This is a genomic window from Lachnospira pectinoschiza, from assembly GCF_020564355.1.
Lineage (GTDB): Bacteria > Bacillota > Clostridia > Lachnospirales > Lachnospiraceae > Lachnospira > Lachnospira intestinalis.
This window is the reverse complement of sequence record NZ_JAJCRR010000003.1, coordinates 300,791-319,398: the sequence shown is the minus strand read 5'-3', so window position 1 is coordinate 319,398 and position 18,608 is coordinate 300,791. Positions and strand designations below refer to the sequence as shown.

The window sequence follows — 18,608 nt, the reverse complement described above, 5'->3', positions numbered from 1 at the left end:
ATACAGACGAAATCTAAATATTTAGATTTCAAATATAAATCAGACTTTAAACACATAATCTTTATAAAAAACCGTGCTTAAATTCGTTCTTAGAATATATTCTATTGAAATAATAACATAATATCATTTATATTGCAATAGTAAATTGCATCAATAATATACTTTTTATTATATATTTTTATAATTACTGTTCATAACAGCAAAAAAGACCTTTTAGCAGGCTTTAACCGCCTGCCAAAAGGTCTAAAATCACTTAAATTACTAAAATAATTTAAATCATTAAGATAACTTAAATTACTGAAGAAGTGAAAGAACACCCTGATTCTGCTGATTAGCCTGTGCAAGCATAGACTGACCTGCCTGCATAAGAATGTTGTTCTTTGAGTAGCTAACCATTTCTTCAGCCATATCTGTATCACGGATACGTGATTCAGCGGATGTTGTATTTTCAACAACGTTGTCAAGGTTGGCAACTGTATGCTCCAGACGATTCTGAACAGCACCTAACTTAGAACGCTGATCTGAAACCTTCTGGATAGCTGCTTCAATTGTATTAATCGCATTTGTTGCACCATCTTCTGTATCTACCTTTAATCCATCTACATCTAAAGACTTTGAACTCATAGATTCAATTTCAAGCTTAATCTTATTATTATCTGTAGAATCTGCACCTACATGAAGATTTAAACTTAATGCACTTGTTGTTGTTGTCTTTTCTGTAACAGTAACATCGACAAATTTATTAATCTGTTCGGCACCAATCTGTGTTATAGTGCCTTTTGTTCCATTAGCACCATCTGCATTATCTGCGGTAAGTCTTGAATATAAACCACCCTTATATACACCTGTTTTAGCATCAAAATAGTTTGCTAAATTCTCTGCTGTTGTAGTATCTGTTAAATCAGTTACAGTTCCCTGTGCATTGGTAGAAGCCTGTGAAAGACCACGGATCTGCTTTCTCATCTTTTCAGAAATTGAAAGACCTGCGGCATCATCTGCAGCACGGTTGATTCTGTAACCACTTGATAACTTCTCTGTTGACTTAGACTGACCTGTTGTTGTAACGCCTAACATTCTGTTTGCGTTCATCGCTGTAATATTGTGCTGTACTACCATATTTGTTTACCTCCATGTGTGTAAAAATGTTTTTTTGCGGGAAATCCGTTCCCTTTGATTTATATAATAAGCAGACGCTGATTTTGCTGGGACTTTATACTGCACTTAGAATTGGCGATATTTTACAGCTGAAATGGCGCATGGTTTATGATTTTAACAAACATCATTTTTTTGACCATATTTATGTCAATGAACAAAAAACACAGAAGTTGAATGTCATTGCACTAAACCAACACGTCAAAGCTTCTCTTATCGTATATTTTGAAATACGCAATCCTGAGCCGGAGGATTATATTTTTACCAAACGGACTACAGTATTTTTTCTTCTTTCCGATTTAATATATATGAATGCAACATTATCTTATAAAATGTTGCATTTTTATTATTCTTTATTTATATTTTATTCATTTTATCAGATTTTATTCACTCCCCATGCTGATTCATATTCTTATATTTTACATAAATTTCCTTGTTAGGAATGTCTAACTGTGTTATGATTAAGTTAGATATGTCGTGATAAATATCCTTATTCATTTAAAACATGAAACGATTTGTGTATATTTATGCGATTATCTAAAAATATTATATGAGGAGATTTAGGTTATGGGATTTTTAACAGGAAAAACCGCCATTATTACCGGTGCAGGCCGCGCCGTATTAAGTGACGGAAGATGTGGTTCTATCGGCTACGGTATTGCTACCGCTTACGCAAAAGAAGGTGCAAACCTTGTGATTACCGGACGTAATGAAGCAAAGCTTGCCGCTGCAAAGGAAGAACTTGAAAGACTTTACAATATCAAGGTTCTTACAATCCAGGCTGATGTCAACGCTTCTGCAGACAACGAAGCAGTTGTTGCAAATGTTGTAAAGCAGACGATTGATACTTTCGGTCAGATTGACGTTTTAATCAATAATGCACAGGCTTCTGCTTCCGGTGTTTCTTTAGCAGACCACACAACAGAGCAGTTTAACCTTGCACTGTATTCAGGACTTTATGCAGCATTCTATTATATGAAGGCCTGCTATCCATATCTTGCAAAGACAAAGGGTTCTGTCATCAACTTCGCATCCGGTGCCGGTTTATTCGGTAACTACGGACAGTGCGCTTATGCTGCTGCAAAGGAAGGTATCCGTGGACTGACACGTGTTGCCGCTACAGAATGGGCAAAAGACGGAATCAACGTCAACATTATCTGCCCATTAGCATGGACTTCACAGTTAGAGCAGTTCCAGAACGCTTATCCGGAAGCTTTTGAAAAGAATGTACATACACCACCGGCAGGACATTTCGGTGATGCTGAACTTGAAATCGGACGCGTATGCGTACAGCTTGCTTCTCCGGACTTCAAGTACATGACAGGCGAAACCCTGACATTAGAAGGCGGACTCGGACAGCGTCCATAATAAAAAAGGACAGGCACTGTATATTTACAGCCGCCTGTCCTTTCTTTAATCATTTTTCCGCTACTTTTTCGCTCTTAAAAAAATTTTCCATTTTAAATAAAAATTTTTGGCTTTTATCATATGTCCAAAGCTGATAAAGAAGTCTGCCACCATCACAATCCAAAGTACGGCGCAGATGATTTTTGCCCACTGCGTATTGATACGGCATATCCAGTCCATCAGAACCGGAAAAACATTTCCCATCAGAATTGTAATCATTGCCGCAAATGCTGTACTGGTCGGTATGGACGTATATTTTGTAATGTGCATCGGAATATTGGAATAATTCCAGTATTCAATATGACAAAGTGCCTCCACCACAATGCCCAGCACAATTTCACCTACACAGACAACGGCAAATGAACATAAAAAGTAAACCAGATACCGTTTCCAACGCACCTTTTCCTTTGCAAACATTCTAAGTGCTGCCGGTGTTCCAAACACCGCGTACATAAACAAAATCAGCAGCCCATAGCCCAGTAAAAAAGGCGCATTCATATTCCTGTTATTGATATACCCTTTTGTCATGGCAAGCCAGATATTTTCAACGACGAATCCAAGAAACGATACAACTGCCGCCATAATACCCAGTTGATAATATGTATATTTCATTTTTTCACCCTTTTTCATTTATTGAATGATTCAGCATATCCGGAACCTGTGCCAGAATCACCGCTGCAAACACAAGCATACAGCCGGTCAGTTCTCTCGGACTTAACACCTCATGTAATACAAGCCAGCCCGCAAGTACCGAAAAGACGGATTCAAGGCTCATTACAATCGAAGCTACCGAAGCCTGTGCGTACTTCTGTCCGATAATCTGTAAGGTATAGGCGATTCCGCTCGATAATACACCCGTATACAAAATCGGAAGTCCTGCCGCACATATTCCGGCAAAATCGACATTTTCGGTAAAAAGCATCATCACACCTGACAGTATAGCACATACCGCAAACTGAATACAGGATAATTTTATGCCGTCTTCCTTTGCAAAATGTTCAACTGTAAGAATATGACACATAAAACCGACTGCACACAAAAACTCGCACACATCGCCCATATAAATCCCTGCAAATCCGCCGGACATACACAAAAGATACATTCCGGCAATACAGCCGACAATGGATACCGCAATCAGCGGATGCAGCTTTTTGCCCATCCATACGGAACAGATGGCAACCAGCACCACATACGTTGCCGTAAGAAATCCTGCTCTTCCGGATGCCGCCACACCTGCCGGATAAATACCGATTCCATACTGCTGTAAGGACATTGCCACAAATAAAATTATGCCGCAGAGTACGCCACCCTTTACCGGCCACTTTGTCCGTGAATACGGCTCCTGTAGTGTGTCTTTTCCCCCGCCTGAGGTACGTTTTCCGTAACTGTCCAAAAGCACTATCACCAGCAGTAAAAAAAGCGCTCCAACCACTGAGCGGCAGGTATTAAATGTAAACGTCCCTACCGAATCCGCACCGCTTGTCTGGGCAACAAAGGCCGTTCCCCAGATAAACGCTGCCAGCAGAAGAATCAGGCTTCCTTTAATGTTTTTGATTTTATCCGCCATTACTGTACCTTATCCTTCTTATCGCGCACACCGATATTTTTCATCAGATACTTTATGCCGAAAAGCGTGCCAACCATCAATACAATTCCGATTACAAGCGGCAGAACAGGACTCTGTACAAATCCTGCAATAATGTATGTAATACATGAAACAGCTGCTACAACCAACACATACGGCAGCTGTGTCGATACATGGTTGATATGGCTGCACTGTGCACCCGCCGATGCCATAATCGTTGTATCCGAAATCGGTGAACAGTGGTCGCCGCATACCGCACCCGCCATGCAGGCAGAAATGGAAATAATCATCATTGTATGATTCGTTCCCGAAAATGTACTAACTACAATTGGAATTAAAATACCAAAAGTTCCCCATGACGTACCTGTTGCAAACGCAAGGAACGCACCGACAACAAATACAACTGCCGGGAATAATGCCAGCCATGGTCCTGAAATACCGCCTACCAGTCCGGCAACATATTCTTTTGCACCAAGACTATCTGTCATACCCTTTAATGTCCATGCAAAGGTAAGAATCAAAATTGCAGGAACCATTGCTTTAAAACCTTCCGGCAGACAGCCGCAGCTTTCTGTAAAGGTAAGTACCTTACGCAGTGCATAAAATACAATCGTAATTACCAGTGCAAAAAAGCTTCCAAGCATCAGTCCGACAGAAGCATCACTTCCCGAAAATGCCTCTACAAAACCTGTTCCGCTAAAGAAACCGCCGGTGTAAATCATGCCGATAATACAGCAGATAATTAACGTAATAATTGGGAACAGCAGGTCTACTACCGTACCTCTGCCCTTTACCGTATCCGGTGCGGAATTGGCATACGGACGCTCCGGCGTTGTATATAAATCTCCCTTTGCCGCATTGGCTTCATGTACTGCCATTGCACCAAAATCAATTTTAAATAAAACCATTGTCAGCATTGCAATAATTGTAAGCAATGCATAATAGTTATATGGAATCGCATTCATAAAGACCGCAAATCCGTCCTCGCCTTCTACAAAGCCCGTAACTGCCGCCGCCCATGAAGAAATCGGCGCAATAATACAAATCGGTGCTGCCGTTGCATCAATAATATAAGCAAGCTTTGCTCTGGATACCTGATGCTTATCCGTGACCGGCCGCATAACACTTCCGACCGTCAGACAGTTAAAGTAATCATCAATAAAAATAAGCATCCCCAGCAGAACCGCTGAAAGCTGTGCACCGATTCTGGTCTTGATATGACGTCCCGCCCACTGTCCGAAGGCTGCCGAACCGCCTGCCTTGTTCATCATGCTGACCATAATGCCAAGCACTACAAGAAAGATTAAAATGCCGACGTTATACGGGTCTGATAAAACGCCGACCAGTCCGTCTTCAAAAATGTGCAGTACCGATTTTTCAAAACTGAATCCCTGCTGAAAAATGTTGCCGTAAAATAATCCGCCGATTACAATTCCGATAAAAAGGGAACTGTAAACTTCCTTTGTCACCAGTGCCAGAATAATTGCCACCAGCGGCGGTACCAATGCCCAAAATGTTGCATACATATTTGGGACATACTCCATCATCTGTTCCATAAAACTCCTCATTCCTTAGCGGTTTTGCCGCTATTTTTGTATTTCTGTATTATAATGATATCATATTTGTTTTTTCCCACGCATCACCGGCATGGTATAAATTCTTACAACCAGCGGTATGACCATAATAAACCACACCAGCGGCTCTGCAACGATAACGCCGTTGTAACCGATTCTCGGCACAAGTGCCGCTGCAATAACGATTTTTCCTATCATTTCAAGCGAACTCGACACCAGCGGGGTGATCCGCTCGCCAAGCCCCTGCATTGCATTTCTTAAAATGCAGATGACCGCCGTTACACAGTAAAATACGGTATTGAATTTCAGATACACCGTTGCCGTGTGTATCACGACTTCATTTTTACTTCCCGTAACCAGTCCAACCAGCCCTGCACCGATGGTATAACTTGCCACAACGGTCAGCATACACCAGATACAGGTATATAAAAGTGCCAGCCATATACCTTTTTTGACGCGGTCTATACGCCCGGCGCCCATATTTTGTCCGCAGTATGTCGCCATGGTTTGTCCGAATACCGAAAACATAATCATAAACATTTCAGATATTTTCCGCGCCGCCGTATGAGCCACGATAATGTCCTGTCCAAGCCTGTTAATCGCCGTCTGAAGGGTCAGCGACCCGATATTAACCAGTGAACTCATAAAGCCCATGGACAGACCGGAAGCCGCCATATTGCCAAGCATTTCTTTTTCCGGCTGCGTAAAATCCGTCTTTTTTAACTGTAAAATTTCATAGCGGCGGATCATGTAAATCCAGCAGATGACAAATGCCAGTACCTGTGACAGTACCGTTGCCACCGCCGCACCGTACACACCTGCATGTAGTACTAATATAAAAAATAAATCTCCCGCAATGTTTAATCCGACCGATACCGCCAGTATGATAAGCGGTGTGACCGTATCACCCAGCGCCCGCAGCGCCGCTGCACATGCATCATAAAGAAACGTTGCAAGCATGCCCGCCACAATTACTACGATATAAGAGCGCGCCGTCCCAAACAACGCCTCCGGTACATTTAAAAACTGTAATATCTGTTTTAAGAAAATCAGTCCTGCCGCCGTTAAAAGCACTGAAATTCCCGTTCCCATCATCAGAGAGGCGGCAAAGGATTTTTTCACACCGGCAATATCTTTTGCACCGTAACGCTGTGCCGTAATAATCGCAAAACCGTTGGCAAGTCCCAGCAGAAATCCGATAATCAGGTTACTAAGTGTACTGGTCGCCCCAACTGCCGCCAGTGCGTCTTCTCCCAGAAACGACCCGACAATCCGCGTATCCACAAGGCTGTACGTCAGCTGTAACAGATTGGCGAAAAATATCGGTATCGCAAATGACAAAATCAGCCGCGACGGACTGCCTTTCGTTAAATCTTTCATGTATTATTTATCCCGCTGCTTTCTTTTAATATGAATTTCCGGAATTGCTACATTTTCATAGGTAATTTCTTCTTCCGCTTCCGGTTTTTTTGTATCATGTGCCGCCGTATCATCCTCCCTGATATGCACCTCCGGCACCGCCAGGTTTTCACTTTCTACCTCATACACAGCCTTATGGGTCTTTTTCCATCTATCAAACATATTCCTCTCCGTTCCGCAGGCATTTTATAAGAAATTAATAAAAAATGTTATCACCAGACTGTTTAAAAAATCCGCAAATAAACTTCCGATTAACGGTACAAGCAGATACGCTTTGACCGAAGGTTCGTACTTTTCACAGACTGCCTGCATATTTGCCATGGCATTCGGGGTTGCACCCATACCGAAACCACAGACACCGGATGAAAGTACTGCCGCATCATAATCCCTGCCCATGACATTAAATACCACAAAATACGTGTATAAAAAGATGAGCAGGCTCTGTCCTGCAAGCAGTACGATAAGCGGCAGTGCCAGATCTGCAAGCTGCCAGAGCTTTAATGTAATCATCGCTATTCCCAAAAACAGCGACAGGCTGATACCACCGATATCATTAATTTCACCCATATAAATAGTAAATTTTCCCGAATATTCCCCGATATTTCTGATACATGCGGCAACAATCATCGCACCGATGTATATCGGAAACGTCATGCCGGTCAGCGATAACAGGTGGGATACGATTGTACCGAGTCCCATTGCAATAATTAACTGGAATACCGCTGACGGATACATGCTGGTATGACGTTCATGCTTCTTTTCATCTTCTACCAGAAGGCTGTCATCTTCCGGCACAACCGTATCTAACAGATTTTTCTTCTCAATCAGACGCTTGCCGACCGGTCCGCCCATGATACTGCCCATAATCAGACCAAATGTTGCACCTGCCGTACAAAGTGTTGTTGCACCCATAATACCAAAATCCTCCAGCACCGGGCCAAATGCACCTGCCGTACCGTGACCGCCAACCATCGGAATTGAACCGGTACATAGTCCGACCAGCGGACTAATGTGTAAAAGCTTTGCCAGTCCGACCGCTAAAAAGTTCTGTGAAAGAATCAGGCCGATGACCAGTCCCAGAAAAATAATCAGTGCCTTTCCACCACTTTTTAACACTTTTAAATTCGCCTGAAAGCCTACAGAAGTAAAGAAAAATACCATGCATACTTCCTTTAAAATATCATCAAACGAAAATTCCGCAATACCCGTCACATAACAAATACAGGTAAAAACGGCAAACACCACGCCGCCGATAACCGGTGCCGGAATACAGAACCGCTCTAAAATTCCGAATTTTTTCTTTAAAACTTTACCTAACATTAAGACAAGTACTGCTACAGTAATTGTCTGGTACATATCCAAATATATTTCCACTAATGTCCACCTGCTGCCTATCTGCTTCCTTTCCCTGTCACTACATCAATTCCACATTCCTTGTAATATGCCGCAGCACCCTTGTGAAACGGAATTGTAATTCCTTCTGTCGCCGTCTGCTCATTCATCACAATATTGACAGGCAGTGCATACTGTAACTCCTGCTTGTTTTCAAACAGTGTTTTTGTAAGCGCTTTCACCGTCTTTTCAGGCAACTTATCACTCACAAGCAGCACCGCTTTGACACCGACAGTATGTATATCCTCTGTCTGATTGTTGTACGTTCCCTTTGGAATCACGGATTCCGTATAAAAAGTGTAGGAATTTAAAAGTTTGTCTCTTGTACTTTCATCAAGCTCCAGCAGGCGGATTTCACACTGCTTAGACAGCTCTGAAATCACTGTTGTTTCTGCACCCGCCGTACAAAAAAAAGCATCGATCTTTCCGTCTGCAAGCCGCTCTGCCGCTTCTGTGTAATCCAGATGTACTTTATCAATCAGCTTATCTGTCAGTCCGCTGACAGCTAAAATCTGCTCAGCATTTAATTCCGTACCGGATTCGTTCTCACCGACACTGACTGTTTTCCCTTGCAAATCGTCCATGCTTTCAATGCCGGAATCCGCACGTACCACAATCTGGCAGCTTTCCGTGTAAAGTGCCGCAACCGCGCTGTATCCACGGTACTTTCTGCTGTTTTCAAATGTCCCGGCCGCATAGTATGCATCATTGGTTAAATCATTCTGCGCAACCGCCATCTGAATATATCCGTCTGATAAAAGCCGCAGATTCGCCGCCGACCCGGCAGTGGTCTTTACCTCGACCGTGCATTTTTCTTTCTCGGCTGTGATAAGCCCTGCAAATGTATCTGCAAAAGCGTGATACGTTCCGCCAAGTCCTGCCGCACCGAACCGGATTCTCGTTCCGGTCAGTCCGCAGCCTGCAAAAAACGCCGCCGACAGAATCAGTACCGTCGCTCCTATTCCCAATATTTTCTTTTTCAATAAATCACCTCGCTGTTATTCTTCCGCTTTTATGGCAAAAGCTATCATACCATATCTTTTGCCCGCTGGCTATATTACATTCCAATCTCTTTTATGACATGTTTTGCAAATTCCGCATCGTCAATCATGACACCGCCTTCAAACCGGAAATGATATCCCTGAAACATCTCTTTTTCACCGCCGTCATACGACAGTAAATTATAACTTCCAACCAGCGTATACCGTTCATCAATACACAGCACCTTCTCATGTGTGCCGATGTATGTCATGGAGAAATTTTCATATCGTGCAAAACGTTTTTTGAGTTTTTCCGCCATTAATTCGGTCTGCCAGTCTTTGTCCCTTCTCATCGCTGTATCATCATGATTTCTGCTGTACCGGCTTAACCCCGTCCTCATATTCGTGACAGATCTGTTCCAGCTTTTCCAGAAAAATGTCGTTGCAGATAGTTTCCGTAAGCGTTTTTACATATTCTTCAAATTCATTTTTGATATCACTGCTCATCTTTTATTCTCCTGTATCCATATTATGAAGTTTCTTCTCCAATGATTTTTCCGTTAATTTCTTTGACATTTCAGCATCACTTTTCCAGAAAAAATTTGTTTGATCATTTGTTACAACAAAATTTTATCATCATTCCAGCTGCTGTTCAACCAAAACTCTTCCCATTTATACAGTGTAAAAAAAGAAACTGGCCCGACATGATATTCTTACCGACAGCGGTCATATCAGCCATAAGCAGGTCATTGAAACTGTTTGTTGATGAAACAAGAGTTATTTTTTCACAGGAGGCAAATAACTAAAGAGATTAAAACATTCATATATGGCAGCATTGGTGCGGGATTCTTCGTACAAAATGCGATGAGGTCAACTACATCAGGTGTCAAACGATATCTTGTCACCTGTCTTTCATTATAAGGATTGCGAACAAGTACATACCCCTCTTTTATTCGATTCATAAACCATTGGGAATAAAATGCCGGAATATCTGTCCTCATTCCTGTCTGTATAATCATTTCCCCTCACTCCGTTAGAATAATGTTTAAATAAGCCGTAAGCGCTAAATAAGATAGTATTATTAAAAAACTCCCTTTTCGGAAAAGTGTTCCTATATGTATTTAGCTTAAACTAACCTGTATATTTATTCATTTCATCACTTTTTATTCATTTTTCACTAAAGCTAGATGAATTTTTTATCATGGGAACACTAAGTGTTTGAGATGGGAATTTGAGAAAAGCCACACCAGATATGACTGATGTGGCTTTGGTTTTTATTTCTTATTTACCAAAAGTACTAGATGCAATCTCTATGTGACCTATTGATGTTCCGTTTGATAACTCCTTTGTAGGACAATATGTACAAGTTATAGAGCTATTTGTCTCATATCCTTCAATCATGTAATCTCCATCATTATTAGTGGTAAAATCAGCAATGGTCTTTTCTATTTCCTCATCAGTAGCACCTAATGTTTTTAAGCAATCAGTAAATACAGAATAGATTTCTTCCTCTGATAAACTGCCAAATGAATATGAAATGCAGAATGCTTCTGCACCAGCGTCTGTTGCATTTATCATTTCAAGATAACAATTATTTGCATATGCAAAGTACTTTGTGCGAATGTTTCCTTTGCTAATGTCCGTCATTTTGTACCCTGCGATTTCTTGGAACTCTGAAATGAATTTATTTACTATTTCATCGTCAGCATAATTTGTTTCTGTCTGCTCAACAACCTCACTATCTGTTTGACTTTCTACAATATTTGTTGTCACATCATCATTTATAGTTTCGTTTTCAGATACTATTGTTTCTGTATTATTTCCCGTTGTAGCTGTATTATCATTTGAATTACCAGATAAACCAATTATAAGATATACTATCCATGCAGCCGCAATAATACCATACTTTAATGCTGGTTTCATATCTTTCTTACGAAGCATTAAAATAGTTAATGGAACTGGAAATACAAATATCCAACCTAGTACCCACAGCCATGTCTTATTCTTTTTCTGTGGCTGTGTAGTGTTAGTGGTACTCCATGTATATCCACAATCTTTACATAAGCCTATTGTAGACCTTACAACAACAGTACCATTTTTCCCTTTAAGTTCTCCCTGCTTTTCTCGGTTAAATGTAACATTGGTGCTACCGCATTTAGGACAGCCAGATTTATTTAGCTGTTCACGTTCTTTTTGCATTTCTACTGTAATTTGTGAACCGCAAAATGTGCAAAATTTTGCATTATTTTCTATTTCTCCACCACAATTGGGACACTTCATTAGTGTAAACCTCCTCATACGTTGACACTACCATTGTACCACGCATGTAGATATTTTTGAACTGCTTATTTTAAAAATATCCTTTTGTATCAATTGGAAGTTTTCTAGTAACTGTCCTTGACATTGGGTACACATTATCGGCAGACACTAATTACGCTCCAAATTTAAGATTTTTCATTTTCTGTTAGCAGGAGTTTTCAATGTGATGGCATATACTGTACCTACCTTTAAAGGGTCTGTTTCCATAACATTCCCATCGTAATATACAACAATTTCGTCACCAACAACAGGGTCTGCATAACTATCTTTGCTCTCCACAGTCAATGAAATTGACCACCTTGAACCGTTAGGATAACCCTCTGCCGTTTCTGAATACATAATTACATAATCATCATGCACTTCTTCTACAACACCTACTACGCTTGGCTCATTTTCAATAATGTAGTTCATACTTCTGTTATTGCACCCAGCCAATACCAACACGAATGTTAGCGATAAAATCAATGATATAAACCTTTTCATACCATCACGCTCCTTATCAAACTGCTTTTGCCTTATTTTTTGTCTTGGTTATCCAACACATAGATAATGCAGGCGATACCAGAAATCAAAACACCAAGGATACATCCACCAATAGCATTGTTAATGCGTGGCTCCAAGGAACAATCCTGCAACTCCGCACAAAATCATTATAATTACAGCCACAACCGTTCTAAACTCGCTCATATTCGCCCCTCCATTAAATGTCTTGTTTCTTCTGTTTGTTACGCTTCTTGTTAAACAACGAACCTATCAGCATACCTATTGCAGAAATTATTGCACCAACTACAATCATTCCCCAATCCGGTGCATTCAGTTTGTCAAAAGCAATGTTGTTTGCCATTTTGAATGTTCCGTATTCAGCAAGCATATACATTACTCCGAAGAAAAGGGTAAATGCCCATTTTCCTTTTTCCCAAAAGTCATTTTTGCCGATAACAATGGACACAACGAATGTAGTTACAGGAAGAATAATCCAAAGGAACATCAAACTATAACCCATAGCATCACTTCCGCTTGTAAAGAACCAGAACACAATCATGGCAACCGCCCAGATCAGCAGATAGGACAGTATTGTAATGATTTTATTTCTGTTAGTGTTGCTTTTCACAACATTTGTACTTTCTTCAAGATAATCATAATAGGTCTTCATTTTTTGTTCTCCCTTCAATAAATAGTCAAGAGAGACTTCGTAGCAATCGCTCATTTTAATGACACTGATGATATCTGGGTATGATTTTTCATTTTCCCAATTTGAGATGGTCTGACGACTTACTCCCAATATTTCGGCAACCTGTTCCTGTGTCAGTTTCTTCTCAAGTCTGGCTGCCTTGATTTTACTTCCAATATCATGCTCCATGCCATTGCACCTCCCTTGCACTTTTATTATAGGAAAACCACCACTTGTAGTCTACCAAACGGCTTTGACATCGCAGAAAATACGTGTCAAAATGCTTTTACATTTGCTTTTTTATTACTTCTTCGCCTTTTCCTCTAATTCAAGCAGATACCTGTCATAGTCCGACATGAACAATCTGTCTTGAATGATACGATATTTTTCAAACTCAGTTTCAGCGTGGAGTTTGGCTATTTCAGCAGAAACCTTTCCGGCATCCTGCAAAATGCATTTTGTTTTGAACGGTTGCATAGAACCTTTTCGTTGTTGCCGATGTTTTGTCATAATCTATCGCAGTAGCATACATATCTGTGATTTTCTGATAGAACTTTCTTTCGCTTGCACGAATTTCCCGGATGCGTTCTAACTGCTCATCGAAATACTTGTCCGTAAGATAAGTACCTCGTTTCAGACGCTCATCATCCATAACCCAGCCCTTGATGGTGTAGTCCTTTACGATACCGTTTGCCCACTTACGGAACTGCGCGGCACGTTCATTGTTTACCTTGAAGCCGACAGCAATAATCATCTGCAGGTTATAATGGTTCACTTCTCTCTGAACCTGGCGAGGGCCCTCGGTTTGAACTATCCGAAATTTTCGGATAGTTGCCGTTTCTTCCAACTCGCTATCTGAATACACCTTTTTGATATGGTCACTAATTGTACGCACATCAACATCATAAAGCGTAGCCATCATCTTCTGTGTCAGCCATATATTTTCATCTTCGTAGCGCATTTCAATGCTATCTTCCTGCTCTCCGACAGAAGCAATGTAGGTAAGATATTCTGCTGCACTTGAACGAATGCTTATTTCATTTTTCTTTTTTGCCAACGCAACCAACTCCGATTATTTAGATTGTATCACCAGTGGTGACACTTTTTCGATATGATAACATAGGTACAAACAGGAAGTTATCATACCGCCTTTATTATTTTCTCTACATCTTTTTTTCTTGATAGCCATATAACTTTATCATCATATCTATCTAAAATACTTCTTATTTCTTTCAGATTTTTATCCTGAAAAGTTTCAGTCCATTTCAAAAGGTTATAGACCGATTTCAAAGTTTCTCTTTTTCCTTTTTGTATTCCCAATTTTCTTTTTATAGAGCGCATAATAATTCTACTTTTATATAAATAACCAGGCATATCTAAAACATATATTTTATCAGCTTCATCAAAACTTTGCCGTACCCAGGCATAATATACCCCCTCAACTATCCACTCATCATTATTATATAATATTTCTTGTAATAACGCTTTTCGTTCATCAAGCGTTCTCTTTTTGCCATATTCTTTGGCGTTATTATCCCATTGAATATCATCTAAGTCGAAATGGGAAATATTATACTTTTTTGAAAGTGCATTTGCTAAATAGGTTTTTCCAGAACCACTGCAACCAATAATATGTATTTTCATAAGTCAGTATTCTCCACAATTCAAATTTATTTTACATCTCCAACTTTCAATTCTACAAGCTGGAATTTACTTTAACAAATATTTTTCAAACGCTTTATGATTATCAAAGTGGACTTCCCTAAAAAACAAAACTAACCAAATAATATAGATTGGTATAGCCATATATGGGGTTAAAAAGCAGGATAATAATGCGCCTGCCAACATTATAACAGCCCATATAAAGCACTGATTTCTTATATCACGAGAGATCTGAGCTTTATCATACAATGCCTGTTCTTCTTTAGAAAACGAATTAAATCCTGAAACAAATTTTGCTGCTTTTTCCTTAAAAATCGCAAACAACACACCTATAATTACAAATAGTATAGCCAAAATTATACATGACCAAAATCCTATATTCATAATAATCTCCATTCCGCCGCCTTCGGCTGGCGGCACAAATAGTAATGAAAGTGTTCCAACTCTCTACACTGTGCTGTAAAATAGTTTGCAAGAAGCTACACTACAAAGCACGGGAGGAGGAGTTGTAATAACTTTCTTCGTTTTAGACAGCATAATAATCAGTGTAAGTTCTGCCTTTTCAAGCACAAATAAGTGGCATCATGAATCCGTACACTAAGAATTGTTTAAGCACCTTAGTTTAATTGTGTGGCAGTTCAGTCAATGGCTTCTTGACAATGATTGCCATGATGTCTGTATGGAATCCACAGATAAATACTGGGTTCCTGTCTTTAATCTTCTGGAAGATGAAATCAATGTTGTGCTTGTTCCTACTATATAATGCAGGTGCACAGATTTTCCAATCGCCTCAAGACTTCGCTCTGAGGGAATAAGTCAAAATACCCGCGATTCCCCATCCACTCAACTCTATTGCTGCCGAATACGATTTCTTTTCCTAAAGCCTCTTGTAATTTGCGAACATGCGAAGCGGTCTTTGCTGTAAAATCCTCTTCAATGTTCACTTTTTTATTTTCAATGTTCACTTTTTCCAGAGTCAATGTTCACTTTTTCCGGTTCTTTAAAAGTGCCGCTGATGTGCAATATCCGGTTATGAAGAGGATGATTCTCGTTCAACAGGAGATTGCGAAGGAATACCGCTGTCGTTCCGGTGTTGCCCTCACCGAAAACATGGATCTGCCACAATCTTGAAATAAAAAACGCAAGATGGTGGATGATTTCATCCATCGAAAGGTTCTTATAAGAGAACTTCTTCTCCTCCGAAAAATCATAGTCCAATGTCGCCCGCAGCTCCGTGGCGCTGCCGTAGAGTACAGTCGCGCCATTTAAGACCCATTCCTTCTTCGTGATGTTGTAATCCCTGATACGTCCGGCGTGGGAATAGATACCGGTAAACAGCTTTCTGTGAATAGCAAGGGATTTTTCCCTTGAACCCTTTGTTTATTATATGTGGTGGCGCTTTCCGCCCCCAAATAATGAAAGTGGGGGCACTTTCTACCCCCACTAAGGAAATATTGCTAAAATACAGTTTAGATTTACCATACACACAAATCGTAAGTTGTACTTATGCACAGGCAATCAAGCATCCCGTTTAATCAAAGCGGCATCGGAGTCCGGGCAATCACAATGACTGCCAAAACAGCTCCCGCAAACGCTGCTGCGCCGATAACTGCCGCCGTTTTTTTGCTGAGGTTCTTCTTTACTGCCTTACAGATTAGCATGGCACAAACCACGCAAACAGCCGCAGCCGCAAGCGCAATGACCAGAGTCTCCCATAACCATGAAAGTTCGTATAATATTCTCATTCGCTCACCATACCTTTCTCTGGCAAACTGGGATTTGGAACGTGCTTTATAAATTTTTTCCGATCCCCTCAAGTTCGTTCATGGAATCCTTGTTTTTTTCAAGTTCATCTCTGGCTGTTGCGTAATATGATTTTTTGAAAAGCATATCCCATGAAAGATATTTTGCCATACAGTCAAACTGCTTATCAATCAGCTCATACTGGATACTGTCTACGGGAGAACCGCCTACAACAATCGTGCCAACTTTTTTATTTTTTAACTGCAATCCACGGCAGTAGCACTTATCAATGATAAGTTTCAATTGTGCTGACATTCCCCACCAATAAACTGGTGTAGCAAAAAGAATCATATCTGCGGCAGCAATTTTATCAATTGTAGGATTTGTATCATCCTTATCGACGCATCCCTTAGAGCATTGACAGACACCACATCCCTTGCATGGTGCAATGTTGAGTTTGTCAGGTTCAATGATTTCAATTTCATTCTTTTCTGATGCTCCTTTTATAAATGCATTGATTGCTGTCAGCGTGTTTCCTTTTCTGGCACTTCCATTAATGATTACAATTTTCATGCGTGTATCCTCCAACTTCCAATTTATCAAACTCCTTTTATTTCTGCTGAATCATCTTAAAATGCTTCAATGCCTCCACAATTGCACTTTCTTTATCTTCTGGGCACTGTGGCTGCCTGCTATCTTCTTTATCTCATCATATGTTGCCTTAGTCTCTGCTGATGTTATATCCATATCATCAAGTTCAATCGTAACATTAATGTAATCATCTGGCTTTTGTTTTAGTTGGGACAAAAGAACAACCGTCTCCACATGCACACTATGTCCAAACTGGTCTACCGGCTGGACTTTCTTTACGGCGTAGCCGTTGGCGCTTAAAAACTTCAGGTCACGTGCCAGTGTTGCCGAATCACAGCTTACGTAGACAATCCGCTGTGGCTGCATTTTCACAATCGTTTCAAGCAGCACTTCTTCACAGCCCTTTCTCGGCGGATCCACAACGACCACGTCCGGGCGGATACTTTTACCGGCTTCCGAATCCTGCGCCTGCTTTAGGGCTTTTTCATAAAATGCCGGTACGACTTCTTCCGCCTTGCCCACGAAAAACTCTGCGTTGTCGATACCGTTGCGCTTTGCATTATTGCGGGCATCTTCAATTGCCTGCGGCACAATTTCCACGCCGTATACCTTGCGCGCATTTTTTGCAAGGAATAACGAAATCGTTCCGATACCGCAGTACAAATCCCACACCGTTTCATTTCCGGTCAGTCCCGCATATTCAAGTGCCTTTGCATACAGCTTTTCCGTCTGCATCGGATTTACCTGAAAGAAAGACTGCGGTGAAATCTGATATTTTACATCGCCGATAAAATCTTCAATATACGGCTGCCCCCACAGCACCTCGCTTTTTTTGCCGAGAATCACATTCGTCTTTTCCGTGTTGAAATTCACCATCACCGAAGTCATGCCTTCCATTTCACGCAGCGATTCTGTGAGCTGTTCTGCATTTTTTAAGCAGGAAGCCTTGGCCGCATTGACAATCAGACAGACCATAATCTCTTTAGTATGATAGCCGGTGCGGATTAAAATGTGGCGCACAATCCCGCTGTGGTGTTCCTCATTGTACGGGCGAATCTGATTTTTCTGCATATATGCCTTGACTTTGCGAAGCACTTCGCCGTTTTCCGGCGCACCAATACAGCAGTCTGTCTGCTCCACAATATGATGTGTTCTTCCGGCATAAAATCCGATGACAATATTGCCATCCTTATCTTCCCCGACCGGAAACTGTGCCTTATTACGGTATGCATACGGTGTTTCCATGCCGATTACAGGGTACATTTCAAAGTCCGAAAGTCCGCCGATACGCTCTAAATTGTTCTGTACCATTTTCTGCTTAAAAGCAAGCTGGGCTTCATAACGCATTTCCTGTATCTGACAGCCGCCGCACTGCCTTGCGACCGGACATTTCGGCTCTACACGGTCTTTAGATGGTGTAAGCACTTTCATCAGTCTTGCATAGCCATAATTTTTCTTTAATTTCATAATTTTGGCTTCGATAACATCGCCGACAATGGCATCTTTTACAAAAAATGTAAATCCGTCCGCTTTTCCGATGCCTTCGCCACCCGTTCCGATATCCTCAATGTGCAGTGTCACACAATCGTCTTTTTTAAATTCGCTTTTCACAT

Annotated in this window: 20 protein-coding genes and 3 pseudogenes; 2 read left to right on the top strand and 21 right to left on the bottom strand. The window is 40.9% G+C overall.

Annotated elements, in window-relative coordinates:
* Positions 1-294: 294 nt before the first annotated feature.
* Positions 295-1,116: a flagellin gene (locus LI288_RS07590; RefSeq protein ID WP_227089986.1), complete on the bottom strand. Its 822-nt coding sequence runs from the start codon at positions 1,114-1,116 to the stop codon at positions 295-297.
* Positions 1,117-1,130: 14 nt separating this feature from the next.
* On the opposite strand from LI288_RS07590, the gene LI288_RS14710 reads away from it, so the two are divergent.
* Both LI288_RS14710 and LI288_RS07585 read left to right on the top strand, forming a co-directional pair.
* Complete coding sequence (locus LI288_RS14710) at positions 1,131-1,592, top strand: tyrosine-type recombinase/integrase (RefSeq protein ID WP_369122872.1); 462 nt, start codon at positions 1,131-1,133, stop codon at positions 1,590-1,592.
* A gap of 127 nt (positions 1,593-1,719) precedes the next feature.
* Positions 1,720-2,520 (top strand): SDR family NAD(P)-dependent oxidoreductase, encoded by an 801-nt coding sequence (locus tag LI288_RS07585; RefSeq protein WP_227089985.1) that lies wholly within the window; start codon positions 1,720-1,722, stop codon positions 2,518-2,520.
* 60 nt (positions 2,521-2,580) lie between these two features.
* Here LI288_RS07585 and LI288_RS07580 read toward each other — a convergent pair whose 3' ends face one another.
* The 20 genes and pseudogenes from LI288_RS07580 to rlmD all read right to left on the bottom strand — a co-directional run bounded on the left by LI288_RS07580 (position 2,581) and on the right by rlmD (position 18,606).
* On the bottom strand, positions 2,581-3,171 hold the full coding sequence (locus LI288_RS07580; RefSeq protein WP_227089984.1) for a putative ABC transporter permease: 591 nt from the start codon (positions 3,169-3,171) through the stop codon (positions 2,581-2,583).
* A gap of 4 nt (positions 3,172-3,175) precedes the next feature.
* A complete protein-coding gene (locus LI288_RS07575) occupies positions 3,176-4,126 on the bottom strand; it encodes a DMT family transporter (protein WP_022432938.1) in 951 nt (316 codons plus the stop codon).
* Entirely contained in the window at positions 4,126-5,700 is a 1,575-nt protein-coding gene (locus LI288_RS07570) for a Na+/H+ antiporter NhaC family protein (protein WP_022432937.1), read from the bottom strand. The genes LI288_RS07575 and LI288_RS07570 overlap by 1 nt, the downstream gene beginning before the upstream one ends.
* A 60-nt stretch (positions 5,701-5,760) precedes the next feature.
* Entirely contained in the window at positions 5,761-7,098 is a 1,338-nt protein-coding gene (locus LI288_RS07565) for an MATE family efflux transporter (protein WP_022432936.1), read from the bottom strand.
* Between the two features lie 3 nt (positions 7,099-7,101).
* Positions 7,102-7,299: a hypothetical protein gene (locus LI288_RS07560; RefSeq protein WP_022432935.1), complete on the bottom strand. Its 198-nt coding sequence runs from the start codon at positions 7,297-7,299 to the stop codon at positions 7,102-7,104.
* Positions 7,300-7,323: 24 nt separating this feature from the next.
* Complete coding sequence (gene gltS, locus LI288_RS07555) at positions 7,324-8,511, bottom strand: sodium/glutamate symporter (protein WP_022432934.1); 1,188 nt, start codon at positions 8,509-8,511, stop codon at positions 7,324-7,326.
* Between the two features lie 17 nt (positions 8,512-8,528).
* On the bottom strand, positions 8,529-9,512 hold the full coding sequence (locus LI288_RS07550) for a TAXI family TRAP transporter solute-binding subunit (RefSeq protein ID WP_227089983.1): 984 nt from the start codon (positions 9,510-9,512) through the stop codon (positions 8,529-8,531).
* A 74-nt stretch (positions 9,513-9,586) separates the two neighbouring features.
* A complete protein-coding gene (locus LI288_RS07545) occupies positions 9,587-9,862 on the bottom strand; it encodes a hypothetical protein (RefSeq protein ID WP_264473936.1) in 276 nt (91 codons plus the stop codon).
* Positions 9,863-9,872: 10 nt separating this feature from the next.
* Positions 9,873-10,016 (bottom strand): hypothetical protein, encoded by a 144-nt coding sequence (locus tag LI288_RS07540; protein WP_022432931.1) that lies wholly within the window; start codon positions 10,014-10,016, stop codon positions 9,873-9,875.
* 299 nt (positions 10,017-10,315) lie between these two features.
* Positions 10,316-10,528, bottom strand: a pseudogene (locus LI288_RS14605) (DUF1848 family protein); the annotation flags it as partial.
* Between the two features lie 262 nt (positions 10,529-10,790).
* Positions 10,791-11,789, bottom strand: a complete 999-nt coding sequence (locus tag LI288_RS07530) for a zinc ribbon domain-containing protein (protein ID WP_022432929.1) — start codon at positions 11,787-11,789, stop codon at positions 10,791-10,793.
* A gap of 174 nt (positions 11,790-11,963) precedes the next feature.
* The gene (locus tag LI288_RS07525) at positions 11,964-12,311 is read right to left on the bottom strand and encodes a hypothetical protein (protein WP_022432928.1); all 348 of its coding nucleotides are present in this window, start codon (positions 12,309-12,311) and stop codon (positions 11,964-11,966) included.
* Positions 12,312-12,528: 217 nt separating this feature from the next.
* Positions 12,529-13,188 (bottom strand): helix-turn-helix transcriptional regulator, encoded by a 660-nt coding sequence (locus LI288_RS07520; protein WP_022432927.1) that lies wholly within the window; start codon positions 13,186-13,188, stop codon positions 12,529-12,531.
* Positions 13,189-13,302: 114 nt separating this feature from the next.
* Positions 13,303-14,056, bottom strand: a pseudogene (gene rhuM / locus LI288_RS07515) (RhuM family protein).
* Positions 14,057-14,139: 83 nt separating this feature from the next.
* Positions 14,140-14,643: an AAA family ATPase gene (locus LI288_RS07510; protein ID WP_022432925.1), complete on the bottom strand. Its 504-nt coding sequence runs from the start codon at positions 14,641-14,643 to the stop codon at positions 14,140-14,142.
* 66 nt (positions 14,644-14,709) lie between these two features.
* Complete coding sequence (locus LI288_RS07505) at positions 14,710-15,045, bottom strand: DUF3784 domain-containing protein (RefSeq protein WP_227089982.1); 336 nt, start codon at positions 15,043-15,045, stop codon at positions 14,710-14,712.
* A 371-nt stretch (positions 15,046-15,416) separates the two neighbouring features.
* Positions 15,417-16,017 (bottom strand): annotated as a pseudogene (locus LI288_RS07495) (Fic family protein); the annotation flags it as partial.
* 179 nt (positions 16,018-16,196) lie between these two features.
* Complete coding sequence (locus LI288_RS07490) at positions 16,197-16,406, bottom strand: hypothetical protein (RefSeq protein ID WP_227089981.1); 210 nt, start codon at positions 16,404-16,406, stop codon at positions 16,197-16,199.
* A gap of 46 nt (positions 16,407-16,452) precedes the next feature.
* On the bottom strand, positions 16,453-16,977 hold the full coding sequence (locus tag LI288_RS07485) for a flavodoxin family protein (RefSeq protein ID WP_008119059.1): 525 nt from the start codon (positions 16,975-16,977) through the stop codon (positions 16,453-16,455).
* Positions 16,978-17,043: 66 nt separating this feature from the next.
* Positions 17,044-18,606, bottom strand: a complete 1,563-nt coding sequence (gene rlmD / locus LI288_RS07480; protein WP_331464616.1) for a 23S rRNA (uracil(1939)-C(5))-methyltransferase RlmD — start codon at positions 18,604-18,606, stop codon at positions 17,044-17,046.
* Positions 18,607-18,608 lie beyond the last annotated feature (2 nt).

Bases quoted from the DNA above. Each gene is read 5' to 3' on its own strand.
- LI288_RS07545 (WP_264473936.1), bottom strand. From the start codon at position 9,862: ATGAGAAGGGACAAAGACTGGCAGACCGAATTAATGGCGGAAAAACTC.
- LI288_RS07565 (WP_022432936.1), bottom strand. From the start codon at position 7,098: ATGAAAGATTTAACGAAAGGCAGTCCGTCGCGGCTGATTTTGTCATTT.
- LI288_RS07580 (WP_227089984.1), bottom strand. From the start codon at position 3,171: ATGAAATATACATATTATCAACTGGGTATTATGGCGGCAGTTGTATCG.
- LI288_RS07575 (WP_022432938.1), bottom strand. From the start codon at position 4,126: ATGGCGGATAAAATCAAAAACATTAAAGGAAGCCTGATTCTTCTGCTG.
- LI288_RS07570 (WP_022432937.1), bottom strand. From the start codon at position 5,700: ATGGAACAGATGATGGAGTATGTCCCAAATATGTATGCAACATTTTGG.
- LI288_RS07485 (WP_008119059.1), bottom strand. From the start codon at position 16,977: ATGAAAATTGTAATCATTAATGGAAGTGCCAGAAAAGGAAACACGCTG.
- LI288_RS07540 (WP_022432931.1), bottom strand. From the start codon at position 10,016: ATGAGCAGTGATATCAAAAATGAATTTGAAGAATATGTAAAAACGCTT.
- LI288_RS07560 (WP_022432935.1), bottom strand. From the start codon at position 7,299: ATGTTTGATAGATGGAAAAAGACCCATAAGGCTGTGTATGAGGTAGAA.
- LI288_RS07510 (WP_022432925.1), bottom strand. From the start codon at position 14,643: ATGAAAATACATATTATTGGTTGCAGTGGTTCTGGAAAAACCTATTTA.
- LI288_RS07520 (WP_022432927.1), bottom strand. From the start codon at position 13,188: ATGGAGCATGATATTGGAAGTAAAATCAAGGCAGCCAGACTTGAGAAG.
- LI288_RS07490 (WP_227089981.1), bottom strand. From the start codon at position 16,406: ATGAGAATATTATACGAACTTTCATGGTTATGGGAGACTCTGGTCATT.
- LI288_RS07530 (WP_022432929.1), bottom strand. From the start codon at position 11,789: ATGAAGTGTCCCAATTGTGGTGGAGAAATAGAAAATAATGCAAAATTT.
- LI288_RS07590 (WP_227089986.1), bottom strand. From the start codon at position 1,116: ATGGTAGTACAGCACAATATTACAGCGATGAACGCAAACAGAATGTTA.
- LI288_RS07505 (WP_227089982.1), bottom strand. From the start codon at position 15,045: ATGAATATAGGATTTTGGTCATGTATAATTTTGGCTATACTATTTGTA.
- LI288_RS07585 (WP_227089985.1), top strand. From the start codon at position 1,720: ATGGGATTTTTAACAGGAAAAACCGCCATTATTACCGGTGCAGGCCGC.
- LI288_RS07525 (WP_022432928.1), bottom strand. From the start codon at position 12,311: ATGAAAAGGTTTATATCATTGATTTTATCGCTAACATTCGTGTTGGTA.
- LI288_RS14710 (WP_369122872.1), top strand. From the start codon at position 1,131: ATGTGTGTAAAAATGTTTTTTTGCGGGAAATCCGTTCCCTTTGATTTA.